Source organism: Halosegnis longus, from assembly GCF_009663395.1.
Classification (GTDB): domain Archaea; phylum Halobacteriota; class Halobacteria; order Halobacteriales; family Haloarculaceae; genus Halosegnis; species Halosegnis longus.
The window spans coordinates 2376294-2389424 of sequence record NZ_QKNW01000001.1; the positions used below are offsets into that span (position 1 = coordinate 2376294).

11 protein-coding genes are annotated in these 13131 nt (G+C 58.9%); 5 read left to right on the forward strand and 6 right to left on the reverse strand.

Annotated elements, in window-relative coordinates; translation table 11 throughout:
* Positions 1–15: 15 nt before the first annotated feature.
* Positions 16–1347 carry a hemolysin family protein gene (locus DM818_RS12880; protein ID WP_075936340.1) on the reverse strand — a complete coding sequence of 444 codons (1332 nt, stop codon included), beginning with the start codon at positions 1345–1347 and terminating at the stop codon, positions 16–18.
* Between the two features lie 482 nt (positions 1348–1829).
* On the opposite strand from DM818_RS12880, the gene DM818_RS12885 reads away from it, so the two are divergent.
* Entirely contained in the window at positions 1830–2486 is a 657-nt protein-coding gene (locus DM818_RS12885; RefSeq protein WP_075936339.1) for a lactate utilization protein, read from the forward strand.
* Between the two features lie 341 nt (positions 2487–2827).
* On the opposite strand, the gene DM818_RS12890 is transcribed toward DM818_RS12885, so the two are convergent.
* Entirely contained in the window at positions 2828–3724 is an 897-nt protein-coding gene (locus DM818_RS12890) for a metallophosphoesterase family protein (protein WP_075936338.1), read from the reverse strand.
* Between the two features lie 185 nt (positions 3725–3909).
* Between DM818_RS12890 and DM818_RS12895 the strand changes: the two genes are divergently transcribed.
* Entirely contained in the window at positions 3910–5076 is a 1167-nt protein-coding gene (locus DM818_RS12895; protein WP_075936337.1) for an outer membrane protein assembly factor BamB family protein, read from the forward strand.
* 165 nt (positions 5077–5241) lie between these two features.
* Positions 5242–6420 (forward strand): outer membrane protein assembly factor BamB family protein, encoded by a 1179-nt coding sequence (locus DM818_RS12900; protein WP_075936336.1) that lies wholly within the window; start codon positions 5242–5244, stop codon positions 6418–6420.
* Positions 6421–6571: 151 nt separating this feature from the next.
* Here the strand turns inward: DM818_RS12900 and DM818_RS12905 are convergent, their stop codons facing one another.
* Together DM818_RS12905 and DM818_RS12910 are read right to left on the reverse strand one after the other, a co-directional pair.
* On the reverse strand, positions 6572–7432 hold the full coding sequence (locus DM818_RS12905; protein WP_075936335.1) for a mechanosensitive ion channel family protein: 861 nt from the start codon (positions 7430–7432) through the stop codon (positions 6572–6574).
* A 200-nt stretch (positions 7433–7632) separates the two neighbouring features.
* On the reverse strand, positions 7633–9312 hold the full coding sequence (locus DM818_RS12910; protein ID WP_079988844.1) for a histidine kinase N-terminal 7TM domain-containing protein: 1680 nt from the start codon (positions 9310–9312) through the stop codon (positions 7633–7635).
* 356 nt (positions 9313–9668) lie between these two features.
* Here DM818_RS12910 and DM818_RS12915 point away from each other — a divergent pair, with 356 nt between their 5' ends.
* Positions 9669–10529 carry a metallophosphoesterase gene (locus DM818_RS12915; protein ID WP_075936334.1) on the forward strand — a complete coding sequence of 287 codons (861 nt, stop codon included), beginning with the start codon at positions 9669–9671 and terminating at the stop codon, positions 10527–10529.
* A gap of 27 nt (positions 10530–10556) precedes the next feature.
* Here DM818_RS12915 and DM818_RS12920 read toward each other — a convergent pair whose 3' ends face one another.
* Both DM818_RS12920 and DM818_RS12925 read right to left on the reverse strand, forming a co-directional pair.
* Positions 10557–10988, reverse strand: a complete 432-nt coding sequence (locus DM818_RS12920; RefSeq protein ID WP_075936333.1) for a DUF1810 domain-containing protein — start codon at positions 10986–10988, stop codon at positions 10557–10559.
* 74 nt (positions 10989–11062) lie between these two features.
* Positions 11063–12364, reverse strand: a complete 1302-nt coding sequence (locus tag DM818_RS12925; RefSeq protein WP_079988843.1) for an outer membrane protein assembly factor BamB family protein — start codon at positions 12362–12364, stop codon at positions 11063–11065.
* A 207-nt stretch (positions 12365–12571) separates the two neighbouring features.
* On the opposite strand from DM818_RS12925, the gene DM818_RS12930 reads away from it, so the two are divergent.
* On the forward strand, positions 12572–13117 hold the full coding sequence (locus DM818_RS12930) for a zinc ribbon domain-containing protein (RefSeq protein WP_075936331.1): 546 nt from the start codon (positions 12572–12574) through the stop codon (positions 13115–13117).
* Positions 13118–13131: the final 14 nt, after the last annotated feature.

A 13131-nucleotide genomic window follows, 5' to 3' on the forward strand; every position in this document is an offset into this window, starting at 1 on the left:
GCGAGGCAATCTCGCTCAGTTCGTCACTGAATCATCCCCTCCGTCTTCGTGAATCCAGACCGTCGAGATTCGGGCCCCCTCAGTCCCAGTTACCTCAACGACGTACCCACCGACCTCAATGTAATCGCCACGTTCTGGCGCACGGTTGAGCTGCTCAAGTACGAGCCCACCAATCGTTTCGACCTCGTCGCTTGTGAACTCCTCGTCAATCACATCGCGGACCTCCGATAACGGGACGCCTCCATCGACGTCGTACCCGTCAGTACCATGCTGGCGAATCGAGGCTTCACGCTCGTCCATATCAAACTCATCGCGGAGGTCTCCAACGAGCGCCTCAACGACGTCTTCAATTGTTGCAATCCCCTCAAATGCCCCCCATTCGTCGATGATTGCGACCATTTGCTGCTGATCTTCCTTGAACTGTCTCAGGAGACTACTCAGTGTCATCGTCTCGGGAGCGATGATGATCTCTCGGACGATGTCACCGACTACTTCGGCATCTTCGTCCTCCACTTCGGCTCGCAACACATCTTTGACATCCACGAAGCCAACCACTTGATCGCCGTCGTCGGCATCAAGAACTGGATAGCGGGTGTGACCAGCCTCAAGAATAATCGACTGAATATCTGAGAGCGTGGCATCGGCCGGAACACTCACCACATCCGGTCGTGGAACCATGACCTCTCGCACCACGATATCGTCGAGGTCGAACACCCGCTCAATCATCGCCACTTCTGCAACGTCGATATCTCCTTCCTCACCAGATCGGGTTAGCACCCGAAGAAGTTCCCGTTCGCCGAGCGTCTCATCCGTTTCGGAAGCAGGGGGCACGCCAAGTGCTCGTGTAAATGTGTTTGCAGCTCCATTGAACACGACGATTCCCGGATACAGGATGTAATAGAAAAGTTTCATCGGCGGGGCGAGGAACAGAGAAAGCCGCTCGGTTTGGGAGATAGCGAGCGTTTTCGGCGCGAGTTCACCAAAGACGACGTGGAGGAACGTGATGATACTAAAGCCGATTGCGAAAGCGACGAGATGGATAACACCTCCCGGTAGAATCGGTTCCAACACGGGTTCGAGGAGTGCCGCCACGGCTGGTTCGCCGACCCATCCCAACCCCAAAGAGGCAATGGTGATGCCGAGTTGTGTCGTTGCGAGATAGTCGTCAAGACTCCCCATCACTTCCTGAAGCGTCTTCGCACCGGTGCGTCCCTCCTCAGCAAGTTGCTCGACCGCTGTCCCTCGTATCCGAACGAACGCGAACTCTGCGGCGACGAAAAACCCATTCAACACCACAAGAACCAGCGCAAGGGCGACTTGCGCCAGCGATAACGCGATATTTACCATTGGTAGAGATGAGATCTATGACTGATCGATTCTCGTGTGTCCATAGAGGGACCTCTCGTTCTGTATACTAAACAGGGTGGTTCAGAGGATGTGGTTGAACGGTACATCAAGGAGACAAAACACTAACTCAAGTGTCCGGCTTCACCCCGCTGGTGTCGGTAATCGCGCTGCTGGTAGGTTGTCTCCGGTATCGCGAATAACGGATTCCACCATCCATTTGAGAGAACACAGCAGAGCTCAAGCTCCTCACTGTGGATAGCGACACTCTCGGCGGCACTCCTGACGGACGCGCTGGAATCGACGCCCATCCGTATCACAGACCGGGTAGCGATACCGTTCTCACGCTCCACGTGTGCCTGGGTGTCGAGCGGTATCACTGCCCGTGATAGCATCGGTGTAACCATCTAACACCGGCGTCCGCGAGCGCTTATTGGATTCCCCGTCGTACCTCAATTCGCTACGGATTCACCGTATACATACACATGTCTCAACAGAAATCTGACTACGCAGACGACACTGCTATTGACGGATCGCTTGATGAACTGCCAGCCGAGGAGACGATCGACGCGACCGTGGAAAACCTCGAGGCGAACGGCTTCAACGTCATCGTTGTTGACTCTGCTGATGAAGCGCTGGAGGCGTTGCAGTCGCACATTCCTGCTGACGTCTCGGTCATGAACGGTCACTCGACCACACTCGAAGAGATCGGCTTCATCGAGTATCTGACCGACGGGGACCACGAGTGGGACGCACTCCCGAACGAGATCTGGAGCATCGACGACGACGCCGAACGGCAGGCAGCCCGCCGGCAGTCACAGACGGCCGACTACTTCCTTGGTGGGATCAACGCCATTGCACAGTCCGGTGAACTCGTTGCGGCCGACCTCTCGGGCAGCCGAATCGGTGCCTACCCGTTCGCTGCGAGCAATGTCGTCATCGTCAGCGGAGTCAACAAGATTGTCCCGACGCTCGATGCTGCACTTGACCGACTCGAGTCCGTCGCGTATCCGCTCGAAAACGAGCGCGCGCAGGAAGCGTACGGCGTCGAATCGGCAATCGCCAAGCAGCTCATCTTGCGCCAAGAGCCCGAAGAGGACCGAACGACGATCGTCCTCATCCGCGACCAGCTGGGGTACTAACACGCTCTCGCGACGCTCTCTACACTGCGTAGCTCCCCACATGTCGGGGTCGTCATGGTGGCAGCAGGCTGGAGTGGGCTGGCCTCCGGTGCCAGTCGACACCACGTAGCCACCGCACCCTGTTGAACGCACTGTACGAGCGCGATCATGACGGCTGGGGAGTAACGAGCAACCTCACCGTCCAAATCCGCTGGGGTGAGACGGAATCGCTTCGTAGGGTGCTCGCGTTCGGCAACTCGAAGGTGTATGAAGACAGAAATCATCAGACAGAGACCGCTTAGCAGCCGGATTGCGAGTTGCCTCACCACCTCAAGGACGGGGTCAACCGGAGGAAGCTGCAGTCAAAACGGGATGTCCACTGTCGTATACGAGAAGGCCCCGTCGTCGGGGCGAAGCGTGAACTCAGCCACACCACGGAAGCCCAAGTTGACCAGATGTGGCTGCCCCGCCGGTCCCGTGCCGACATCGTACCCCTGTGCATGGGTATGGCCGCTCACCGCTGTGAAGACGTCGTGAGACTGAATGGCCAGCTGGATGGCGATTGAGCCGGTATGGAGTACTTCGAGTGCTGCATCCCGGTCGCCAACCGAGTGGTGCCGGTCGAACGACGTATTGTACGGTGAAAGGTGAGTCGCAAGCAGGGCGTGTTCGGCGTCGGTGAGTACCCCTTCGAGCGTGTCGTATCTTGCTGCCACTGTTTCGACGCCAGTCTTGAACCGTGCCTGCTCTTCTCGAGTCAGGCCAAGCTCTGTCGCGACTGTAGAAGCTGGCTGCTCCTCGATGATGACTGCCGCACAGGCCTCGAGTAACTGGTCTGCAGCTGCATCCGCTGCGTAGCGTCGTTCACTCGGCGGCTTTGTCGTCGGGTCGAGCGGCTCGAAATCACGCACGTCGAGGGGCGGTTCGAGCGACCGTTGCGTACATCCCCATCCAACGACCGAGAAGTCTCCCGTCTCGAAGGCAGTTTCGTGGGCGACTGCTGCGTCGTTAATGCCGTCGACCACCCGCTCCGGCATCGGCATGTGGTCGTGATTGCCGGGGACATACAAGAGCGGCACCGCGTCGGTGACGTACTCGACGAATTCACGCGCGAGGGCTACGTCATCGGGGCCATCGCGATGCGTCAGATCGCCTACAACGAGTGCAAAATCGATCCCATCCGCAATCGGGATGCCCTCGATAGGGTGGGCCTCGCCGCCAGGCTTGAGATGTAGGTCCCCGCAGACGAGTAGCTCCATGCTTGGAGGCGACTCGCTGCCGGCATCAGTGCTTCGCCGGCTTGTACACCATTCACATCGTCAGTCCCCGTCTATGCGCCGTCCGGAAGTCGGTCGCCAACTCACCCCTGTCTGGAGGTACCAACGCCGTGACCGAGTTATTTGTCGGTCCAAGCGAACAACGACACTAATGAGAGGACTCGCATATGCTCGATGACGACGTTGGCGTTGCGGCGATTGACCGCCGTCGTACCGGCCGAGTACACGACCAACGCGTTGGTGCGACGGCACCCACACAGGCGTGGACGACGGTCGCGGGAGGTGGAGTCGAGCGTGGTCCCGTTGGCATCGACGAGTGTGCGTACGTGTGTACGACCGAGGGGGGCCTCCACGCGATCGATGCGACGACTGGCGAACGTCGGTGGCAGGCTAGTCTTGACGGCCACCCCGTTGGGGCACCGACCGTCGAGCGCAAGTTCCTGTACACTGGCACGAGCGAAGGCACGTTCCACGCCTTCGAGGTTGCAACAGGCGAGCGAGAAGCGACCGTCAGCATGGATGCTGGCTTTGTTGCGCCACCGCTGATTACGCCGAACGGGTGGTACCTGTTTCTGACCGATGCGACGATTCGGAACTACCAACCGGGACATGACGAGGCAGTCATCGATGCACCAGGACGAGCACTCGGTGTCGCTGCGGCCGCAGACGGGATGGTGTATGTTGCGACCGGCTACGGGACGGCAGACGATTCGTTGACACAGCCGGCGATACTGGCAATCGATGAAACCGCCCGCAGCGTTGCGTGGCAGCAAACGCTCCCAGCCGCCGATGGCGTCGAGACTGTAGTCGTCGCTGGCGAGCGACTGCTTGTCGTTGCCCGCGGGCAAGTGCGTGCGCTCGATCGCTCGACCGGAGAGCGTGCGTGGGACCTCCCGCTCAAATCAGTAACCGACGGGAGTGATGACGACCAGACTGGGGGACCTCACCAGCCGCGGCTGGCTGTCGATGCCGAAACCGGGATTGGGGTTGTGAGCTGCTGGGCCGGTCAGCCAGTCGTCGCGCAGTTTGAGCTCGATGCCCCAACGGGATTCGACGAACAGTGGACGCACTCAGCCGACACTGTCACACCCAGTGTCCGGGATGGAACTCCAAGTGGTGGCGTCTCCACGCCACTGGTGTTTGACGATGCCATTGTGGTCTGTGGCCCCGGGTTACGACTCCATGCGCTTGACCGAGAGTCACTCTCGACTCGATGGACTGTCCCGCTTCCGGTCGACAGCGACCGGCCCCTGGCGACGCTGACGGCAGTCGAGGACCGAATCATTGTCGCCGACAACCACGGGGGACTCCACGCGTACCAGCTCACAGGTTGAGCCGGCGTAGCGAGCGTGACTCGTGTCTATCATACGACCACGACAGTACGCAGGGACGTAGTCGTGTGACCCGTTCATCTCCGACGACCGCGGTCGTGTCGCTGGGTCCGCGCTGTCTCACCGGCTCCCTCAGGTCTATATCAGAGGGACAACACACCTTGCTCGATGCGCCAGGTTCGAATGCACAACCCGACCCATCGGTTTGATCAGGACCTCAGGAGACAGACGCCTCTTTCCGCGGAGCCGACGGTTGCTTGGCAAGATGAGTTTGGGGGCCATGTCCGAGAGATTTCGTACTGGGACGGGACCGTCTACTCAGCAACTGGCGAAGATATCGTTGCGGTTGGAACCGATGGACGCGAGCAGTGGCGATTCAACGCAGATGCGACAGTAAACACATCCCCGGCAGTGGTCGATGGGACGGTCTACGCTGCGAGTTACGACCGGCATCTATACGCGCTGAATGCAGCGACTGGACGCGAGCAGTGGCGATTCGAGACGCTTGGAGATATTGGAACCTCACCCGCAGTCGTTAACGACACTGTCTATTTCGGGAGTAACTCCCGTACGGTATTTGCTGTCGACGCAAACAGTGGGCGCGAACAGTGGGGGTTCGATACTCAAGGGGGACTTCAGTCGTCACCGGCCGTCGTCGATGGGACAGTCTACATTGGGACTACGAACCCCGAGAGTCGAATCTATGCTATTGACGCTGGGAGCGGGCGAGAGCGGTGGCACTTCGAGGCGAATGGACCAGTGTGGTCCTCACCAACAGTGATCGACAGCACCGTCTACGTCGGTGACAAAGCTGGCTCTGTTTTTGCACTTGACGCGGCAAGTGGCCGTGAGCGATGGGGCTTCCGGGCTGGCGATGAGGTGGCGGGAGCTCCAGCTGTCGTCGATGGGTCCGTGTATTTCGGCAGTCACGATACCGAGGTCCACGCGGTGGACGCAGCGACGGGTCGGGAGCAGTGGGCCTTTGAGGCGGATGGGTCGGTGAAGGCGGCACCGACGGTGGTCGGTGACGTAGTCTACGCTGGGAGTCTCTACGGGACGGTCTACGCACTGGATAGAAAAGACGGGAGCAAGTTGTGGCAGTTCGAGACCGATGGTGAGGTCGTGACATCGCCACTGATGGCCGACGGGGTCCTGTACGTCGGGTTTGCTGATGGGACAGCGTACGCGCTCGAAGCCGATTCTGGGTCCGGAACCCACGTGTCCAGCGAGGCCGCTCCCAGTTCAGCGTCAGGCTCAAAGCCTCCTTCATTTTGTCCAGAATGTGGCGGTGACCTCTCGGATCACCGGAACGCGAACTACTGTCCAGAGTGTGGCTTCTCACTTTGAGCTGCAGAATCCCACAGTTTCGACCTCTCGCTCGCCACACAGAACACGCATCGCTGGTCTGCCGACTATCGTACACCGTGGACCCCGAATCGCCGGCGGATATCCTCGTTCCGGCGGTATGAGGCAAGCCCGGTGAAATCGGGAGCGTACGTTATCGAGGCGAGCCATCGCCGTCTCGTACCGCAAGCTCGCCCGAGAGGTCATGCTGTGTGGTCGTACTCAGGTCAATCCCGGCAGCGTCACATCGCTGTTTGACCGATTGAATGTACTCCGAGCGGGTGACCGAGAAATCCTCTCGATCCGGGTCCGAAATCCAAAATCGTGCCTGCAACAGCACTGCGCTGTCACCAAGCTCAGTAACACGAACCGAGGGCGCGGGATCGGCCAGTATGTCGTCGTGGTCCGCGGCTGCATCGGTGAGGATTCGCGTCGTCTCATCGATGTCGTCCCCGTAGCCGATACCGAGACTGTAGGAGATCCGGAGCGTCTCGTTGCTCATCCGGTTCGTGACGCCGGTCGTCGCTAACTCCGTATTCGGAACGGTGATGGTCTCGTTATCGAACGTCCGAATTCTTGTCACGCGGAACCCGATATCCTCGATGAAGCCGGCCTTGTCATCCCATTCGATCCAATCGTCAATGTTGAAGTTCTTATCCTGAACGATGAACAGCCCGGCGACGAAGTTCGAGAGCACGTCCTGTGCGGCAAAGCCGACAGCGAGGGTAAGGGCGGCGACGATGAGTGCTGAGCCACCCAGAAAGACAGTGAAGCCGGCCATCCACGCACCAATAGTGATAGCGCCGATTATAACCCCGACCCCCAGAACCTTCTCGAACGCGCGTTCCAACGTCGGTTCGAACTCCTGTCGCTCGAACACCCAGCGCACCGTCGGTACGACCACGATCCGCCCGATCCCGTACACGAGAAGCGAGACAACAACGAACTCGGCCAGCTGACCGAAAAACCCCGTATATTTTGCTACGATGTCGTCGGGAAGCGTTTGCGGGGCCATACCGTGCCAACTTACGGCTGCAAAATGAAGCTTGGCAAAGCTATGCGATGAATCAAGACGTGGGCATAGTTTGCGCGTGAACCGCCTGAAATCGAGACCCTGAGGCACTCGGCCTACTCAGCCTGTAGGCCAGCAACATTCCCGACAGACAGCTCCAACCATACCAAGCTCGTAACGATCCCGCTTGACGGGCTCGACACTCATCCAGTAGCGGGAAGTAGCTCAACGCCACCGATTTCGATCCGGACCCCGTCACGATACGTCGGATCAATTTCGACTGTCCATCCGTGACTACTCGCAATCGCCCGCATTGTCGGAAACAGCATCCCGGTCTCGGCGGACGGCTTCGCCTCACCGTAGGCGAACACATCCTCAATCGTCTCGGCTGGTATCGGCTCCCCGTCAGTTGTGAGCGTAATGATGGTCCCATCAGATTCGACGGCTAACTCGGACGCGCCGTGCAAATCAGCGAAGCGGACGACAGTGGAGAGCAACTCAAGCAGTAGTGACTGATCGGCCCGGAGGGAGATGTCCTCACAGTTGCGAAGTGACAGTCCGTCCGTATCGACATCGGAAAATGCGGCCGCAGCGACCGAACTAAGCTCACACGCCTCCATCTCATCGATTGTCTGTCCACGGCGAGCCAATCGCGCTAAATCGGACACGATGCGTTCCATCCGCTCGTGGGTCTCTTTGACCGTCTCGACAGCCTCGTCGCTACTGTCTTCTGGCCGCTCTTCGGCGATCATCCCGAAGTAGCCGATCGCGATTGTCAGCGTATTCCGGAGCTCGTGGGTAATCGCATCAGCGAAGGCATCAAGTTGCTCGTTTTGTCGGTCGAGTTGCTCGTTCTTGCGTTCGAGCTGTCGGCGCTGGCGTTCCAGGTCGGTTACGTCTGCACACACGACAGCCTGTCCGACGACGACATCGACCTGCGTCAGCGGCGTCTTGGTGACGTAGAGATACCGTTCCGTCTCGTCGTCAGGCTGTCCAACAGTAATGATCTCTCCGCCTTCTTCGGCCGCACAGGCTAGCGATGACACCACATCGGTCAGCGGTGTATCTTCGCGGCCACGCAACTCGGGGAAGATCTCGAGAGCCCGTCGGTTGTAGTCGCGGAGCCGACCGGCACCGTCAGTGACCACGATCGCTTCGTTAATCTCGTCGAGGATCTGCGCGCGCCAGAACCGTGGAATCGCGGTGAACTGCTCGTCAACGAAGTAGAGAGCACCGACAGCGAACACAGCGACACCAAGCGGTTCGTAATGGAGGGTAACGAGGCCGCCGGTGTCGACGAGCGTGGCCAAGTAGAAAACGATCGGTAAGGCCGTTGTTGCCATGAGTGCCCCGAGCATTCGAACGTCTGATTTCGACCTGCTGAGCATCTCGTACAGGAGATAAAATCCGATTGCAGCAAGTGCGTACGACAGGCCAGTAACAATCCAGTGAATCGTGCTCAGTTCAATTACGACGTGGGGAAATGGCTGTGTCGTCGTCGTAGTCTCGAAGTAGAGCCCGTGGAGTGGGTTGGTGATTTTGATAGTGATAATCGCGACGTAAAGACCGAGCGCAGCGCGGCGGATCCATGGTTGTCTGTGGTGGTCGTGGCCAGTATAGGCAGAACAGAAGTACAGCCACGCTCCAATCGTCGCGAGACCGACAACGAGGCCCGTAACGTAAAATCCGAGCTGGCCTGCCGGCGAGATTGGAAGCAGTCGGCCGACGTGCGTAATCGCCCAGAGTCCACTCAGTCCCAACAGCGCTCGGAGTCCGCGCTGTGTGTCCGGGTCGCTAACTCTGGACACCCGTCTGAGGCTCAAAAGACAGGCTACAGCCGCAAAAGTAAACCCCCCGATATACGCCACCCGGACGGCGTCCATGAATAGCCATGCGTATCTGAAATCAAATAATACCTGCCTAATCGGAGTCTATTACATCAATATTCTATCGGAGCCAAGTTTCTCAACCAGGATAGATACGATTAATATGAAAATTCGAAAAATAGAGCTGGGATAAGATACGCAAATACGGGATAGACAAGTCCGGCGGTGAGGTCCGAAGAAAGAATACCGCCCAACGGGCTCCACTCTGCAGTGCTCACTGCCACTTCAGACTGAATCTTCCCATCGGATTCGTACTTGGTGGAGGGACGTGCCACCCAGATGCAGTTCCGCGGCGCTCTTGGAGTGTGCGTCCAAGCGGTACAATAAAATTTCAGCCGACGAGAGTACAGTTCATGGACGACCGCGTCTCCTCAGTCGACAGTACTGATTCTACCCCACCAATCGTCCACATTAGCGACATTCACGGGTATCTTAGCGACGCCCGGAGTGCGCTTCAGGCGCTCGACGACACCGATGAATTCGCCCCAATTGTGACGCAGGACGCCGATGGCACACTCCACTGGGCCGACAACGACTACGTCCTCGTCGTCAACGGCGATGTGGTCGACCGTGGTCCCCGCAACGAGGACTGCGTTGCGCTGGTCCGACGCCTCCAGGCTGAGGCACCGGCCGGCCGGGTCCGATATCATATCGGCAACCACGAGATGGGGATTCTCTTGCCCGACATCTTCCACTGGCCCAACACCTATTCGACATCTCTCGCGGCTGAAAAGCGGGAAGATTTCCTCCGGTACGTCACCGATGGGTGGGTGAGCGCGGCGTACGACGGCTACAGTTACACCTACACGCATGCCGGCTCGAACGACGCGGTCGCTGCTGCGGAACTGAACCAGCAGCTCATCGACGCAGCGACGCAGCTACTCGATGCCGGCTCATCGCTGTCGGAGACCGCCCAGCGAGAGTACATCAACGAGTATCCAGACCTCTTCGGGCTGGGCGGAAGCGGGGGGCGTGGTCCAGGGGCCGGCATCTGTTGGCTGGACTTCGAACACTTGGACCCCGGAGCGCCGTCCCAGATCGTCGGCCACTCGATGCGGGAGTACCCCGTTCGGAACGGAAACGTCGTCTGCGGGAATATTATCCGGCTGAACCACGAGCGGGCCGGAGGGGAGGGCGTCATCGTCGAAGAACCGGACGGGTTGACCGCTGTCACGCGCCGTCCAGACGCGTCCGTCAAAACAGCCGAACTCTGACCCGTTCTCCCCCCGGTCAGCGAGGAGTTACTCCGCTTCGAGAAGCGCCAGCGTCTGCTCGTCGCGTTCGCCATCGTAGTACTGGGAAAGTGCGGCTGTGAAGCTGTCCGTCTCAGTCCCGACAGTCTCGAACAGTGTCATCGACGAACGAAACTTCAGATCGTCGGGACTGCCAAACACCGCTGTCGGGTCTTGCTTCTCAAGCGAACACACGAGCTGCGTGCACTCGCGGAGCCGCGGGCCCAATACAGGATGGGCGAGATATGCTTCTGCCTCGCGTCGCGAATCGATACCGTATCTGTTCGAGGTGGGGCTGCGTCCGAGTCCAGTTAGCTGCGGAAAGATGAACCACATCCAGTGGCTCTGCTTTCGACCGGCTCGTAGCTCGCGCGTGACTCGACTGATTGTCTCAGCTTGCGCGTCGACGAACCGCTGTAGATTGTATGGATCTCCCGACATTCGCTGCGAGCATCTGCAAGCTGAGTGTGACTAAACGTTCTGGCCGAATGCTAACTGCTATTACATCGCTAGTATCACAGCTGTGTTCCACAGGAAGGACAGAAGTTCGTCGCAGAGAGCGCCGAGAGATCTTGGCCACACGTCGGACAGAAGGTCGGCGTGGTTTCTGAGAGCTGTCTCGCAACTTCGTACAGTGCACCGTTGGACGTTCCGTAGTACAGTGACTCTCCGCTGAGTACGAACTGGCTGGGTCGCTGGTGGTCAAATCGGCGCGTATCCTGAACGCGTCCCGTTTCCTTCTCAAGGAGTATGAGCCGACCATCGAGTGCCGCATACACGTACTCGGAATCTACGATGACCGACCCATCACATTCCATCGAGTCAGTTTGTGCGTCCCCCTCCGGGACTTCGTGGTTCCATTTGATATTGCCCGAGTCTGGCTCAAGAGCAAAAACCCGCTTGTTCAAATCGTCAGTGGTGAACACCGACGTGCCGTCGTACGCAACTTGGCCCCCAGACTGGCCGTGTTCCCACTCAATCGTTCCCGTCTGCTTGTCGAGTCTGCTCACGCCGTCTCCCATCGGTGTTCCGTCGGATGAATACTGAGAGAGGTAGACACCGCTGTCGCCAACGGTGACGCTCGATGCCACTTCTCCCCCCTGAACGTGGCCAGCCACGCCCGTCTTCCAGCGCCGTGTGCCGTCGTAGCCGAGGGCGTGGATTTTCCCCTCGACACTCGGCTCCGGGACGTGCGCAACGACGTCCTCTGCGAGAAGATACACGGAGCTATCGTCGGCAGCCGGATGATAGAACTCGCCCGTGGAGCGTCCCGTTTCTTGATGAATCTCCTCTACCGGCGTTGGTTCCAACTGATATCGCCAGAGTTCGTCACCGTCCGTATCGAGACACACCGCCTCGGCGTCACGTGTCGCGATAATCTCTCCAGATGGGGCCACTACTGGACGCCAGTACCGTGAGCTTCCGACGGTATCTGTCGTGCTCGGTTCGATGTATGTCGTCGCTGGCTTTCCTGTCGTCGTCGCATAACCGACGAGTCCGGTCCCGCCGACGAGTAGTTCCTGCCCCCGAAGACACACCCACGGCGAACGGGGATACTGTCCTGCTGTGCCCGGTGCTGCCTGTCTCGTCCAGCGAATCTGCTGGTCTGCTGTGTCAACTGCGACCAGACAGCCATCTGCGCGGGTGAAGTACGCGATGTCCCCGTTCATGACGAGGCTTTCAACCCGTGGATTGGGCGTCACCCGGTTATCACTGTCAGTGCTAGGCAGTTCGGCGGGACCCGTAGCTCGACTCATCCCACGTCGACGTGGCCCTCCCGCATCCATCGTCCACCGGCGAGAGCGTTCTTCAACCATGACCGACCGGTCACTGCCGACCTACTCAACAGTTCGGGTGCCCAGTTGAACCGTTCGCCCGATACATGTCTGTTCCAACTGCGGAACGTGGGGAAGCGGGCCATAGCTCAGCGTGTATCCCAGTGGTCGCTTGGCTGAAACCCTGCTCTGTGGCGCACGGAAGCCGCTGGAATAGTATTATTATCACACAACATAGAAGCTCGTACAATGCCACGGCTGAGTGCGAACGACCTGCGCAAGCTGGGAGTGTACGATGTAGATGCGCTCGCGGGCGAGATCGATGCACTACGATGGTATCTAACGTCTGGCAGTACAGCAGAACAGAACGATGTGAGCGAAGCGATGCGAAAGCTTGCGTACGCATACCCCGACAGAGCCAACGAACTCCGGTCCGAGCTCAACCAACTACAGCGTAATGCGGGGAACAGACGCATCCGCGTGAACCTTCGGAAGGCAAAGTCATTCATCGACGAGCGTTCGACCGGGGTGAAGGACTCAATTCCCGATACCCACTCGAACGATGGATCACCATCGGGTGGGACAAATGTCCACACTCCGTCGTCGAACAACGATACCGAGGTGTACACCGACGATGCGGCCGGCGATACAGCGGTCTATACCGATACCAGTTCGAACACCGCAAGCGGAAGCGCAGGCTTCGACACGAACTTTTGTCCGGAGTGTGGCACCGACCTTTCGTCGCTCGACGGGGGCTCATACTGTCCGGAATGTGGGAACGAACTCCCCACCTGAGCAGCCCACTCAGG

Excerpts from the sequence above, each read along its gene's own strand:
- DM818_RS12910 (WP_079988844.1), bottom strand. The coding sequence starts at position 9,312 with ATGGACGCCGTCCGGGTGGCGTATATCGGGGGGTTTACTTTTGCGGCT.
- DM818_RS12885 (WP_075936339.1), top strand. The coding sequence starts at position 1,830 with ATGTCTCAACAGAAATCTGACTACGCAGACGACACTGCTATTGACGGA.
- DM818_RS12925 (WP_079988843.1), bottom strand. The coding sequence starts at position 12,364 with ATGGTTGAAGAACGCTCTCGCCGGTGGACGATGGATGCGGGAGGGCCA.
- DM818_RS12915 (WP_075936334.1), top strand. The coding sequence starts at position 9,669 with ATGGACGACCGCGTCTCCTCAGTCGACAGTACTGATTCTACCCCACCA.
- DM818_RS12920 (WP_075936333.1), bottom strand. The coding sequence starts at position 10,988 with ATGTCGGGAGATCCATACAATCTACAGCGGTTCGTCGACGCGCAAGCT.
- DM818_RS12880 (WP_075936340.1), bottom strand. The coding sequence starts at position 1,347 with ATGGTAAATATCGCGTTATCGCTGGCGCAAGTCGCCCTTGCGCTGGTT.
- DM818_RS12895 (WP_075936337.1), top strand. The coding sequence starts at position 3,910 with ATGCTCGATGACGACGTTGGCGTTGCGGCGATTGACCGCCGTCGTACC.
- DM818_RS12930 (WP_075936331.1), top strand. The coding sequence starts at position 12,572 with ATGCCACGGCTGAGTGCGAACGACCTGCGCAAGCTGGGAGTGTACGAT.
- DM818_RS12905 (WP_075936335.1), bottom strand. The coding sequence starts at position 7,432 with ATGGCCCCGCAAACGCTTCCCGACGACATCGTAGCAAAATATACGGGG.
- DM818_RS12890 (WP_075936338.1), bottom strand. The coding sequence starts at position 3,724 with ATGGAGCTACTCGTCTGCGGGGACCTACATCTCAAGCCTGGCGGCGAG.
- DM818_RS12900 (WP_075936336.1), top strand. The coding sequence starts at position 5,242 with ATGCGCCAGGTTCGAATGCACAACCCGACCCATCGGTTTGATCAGGAC.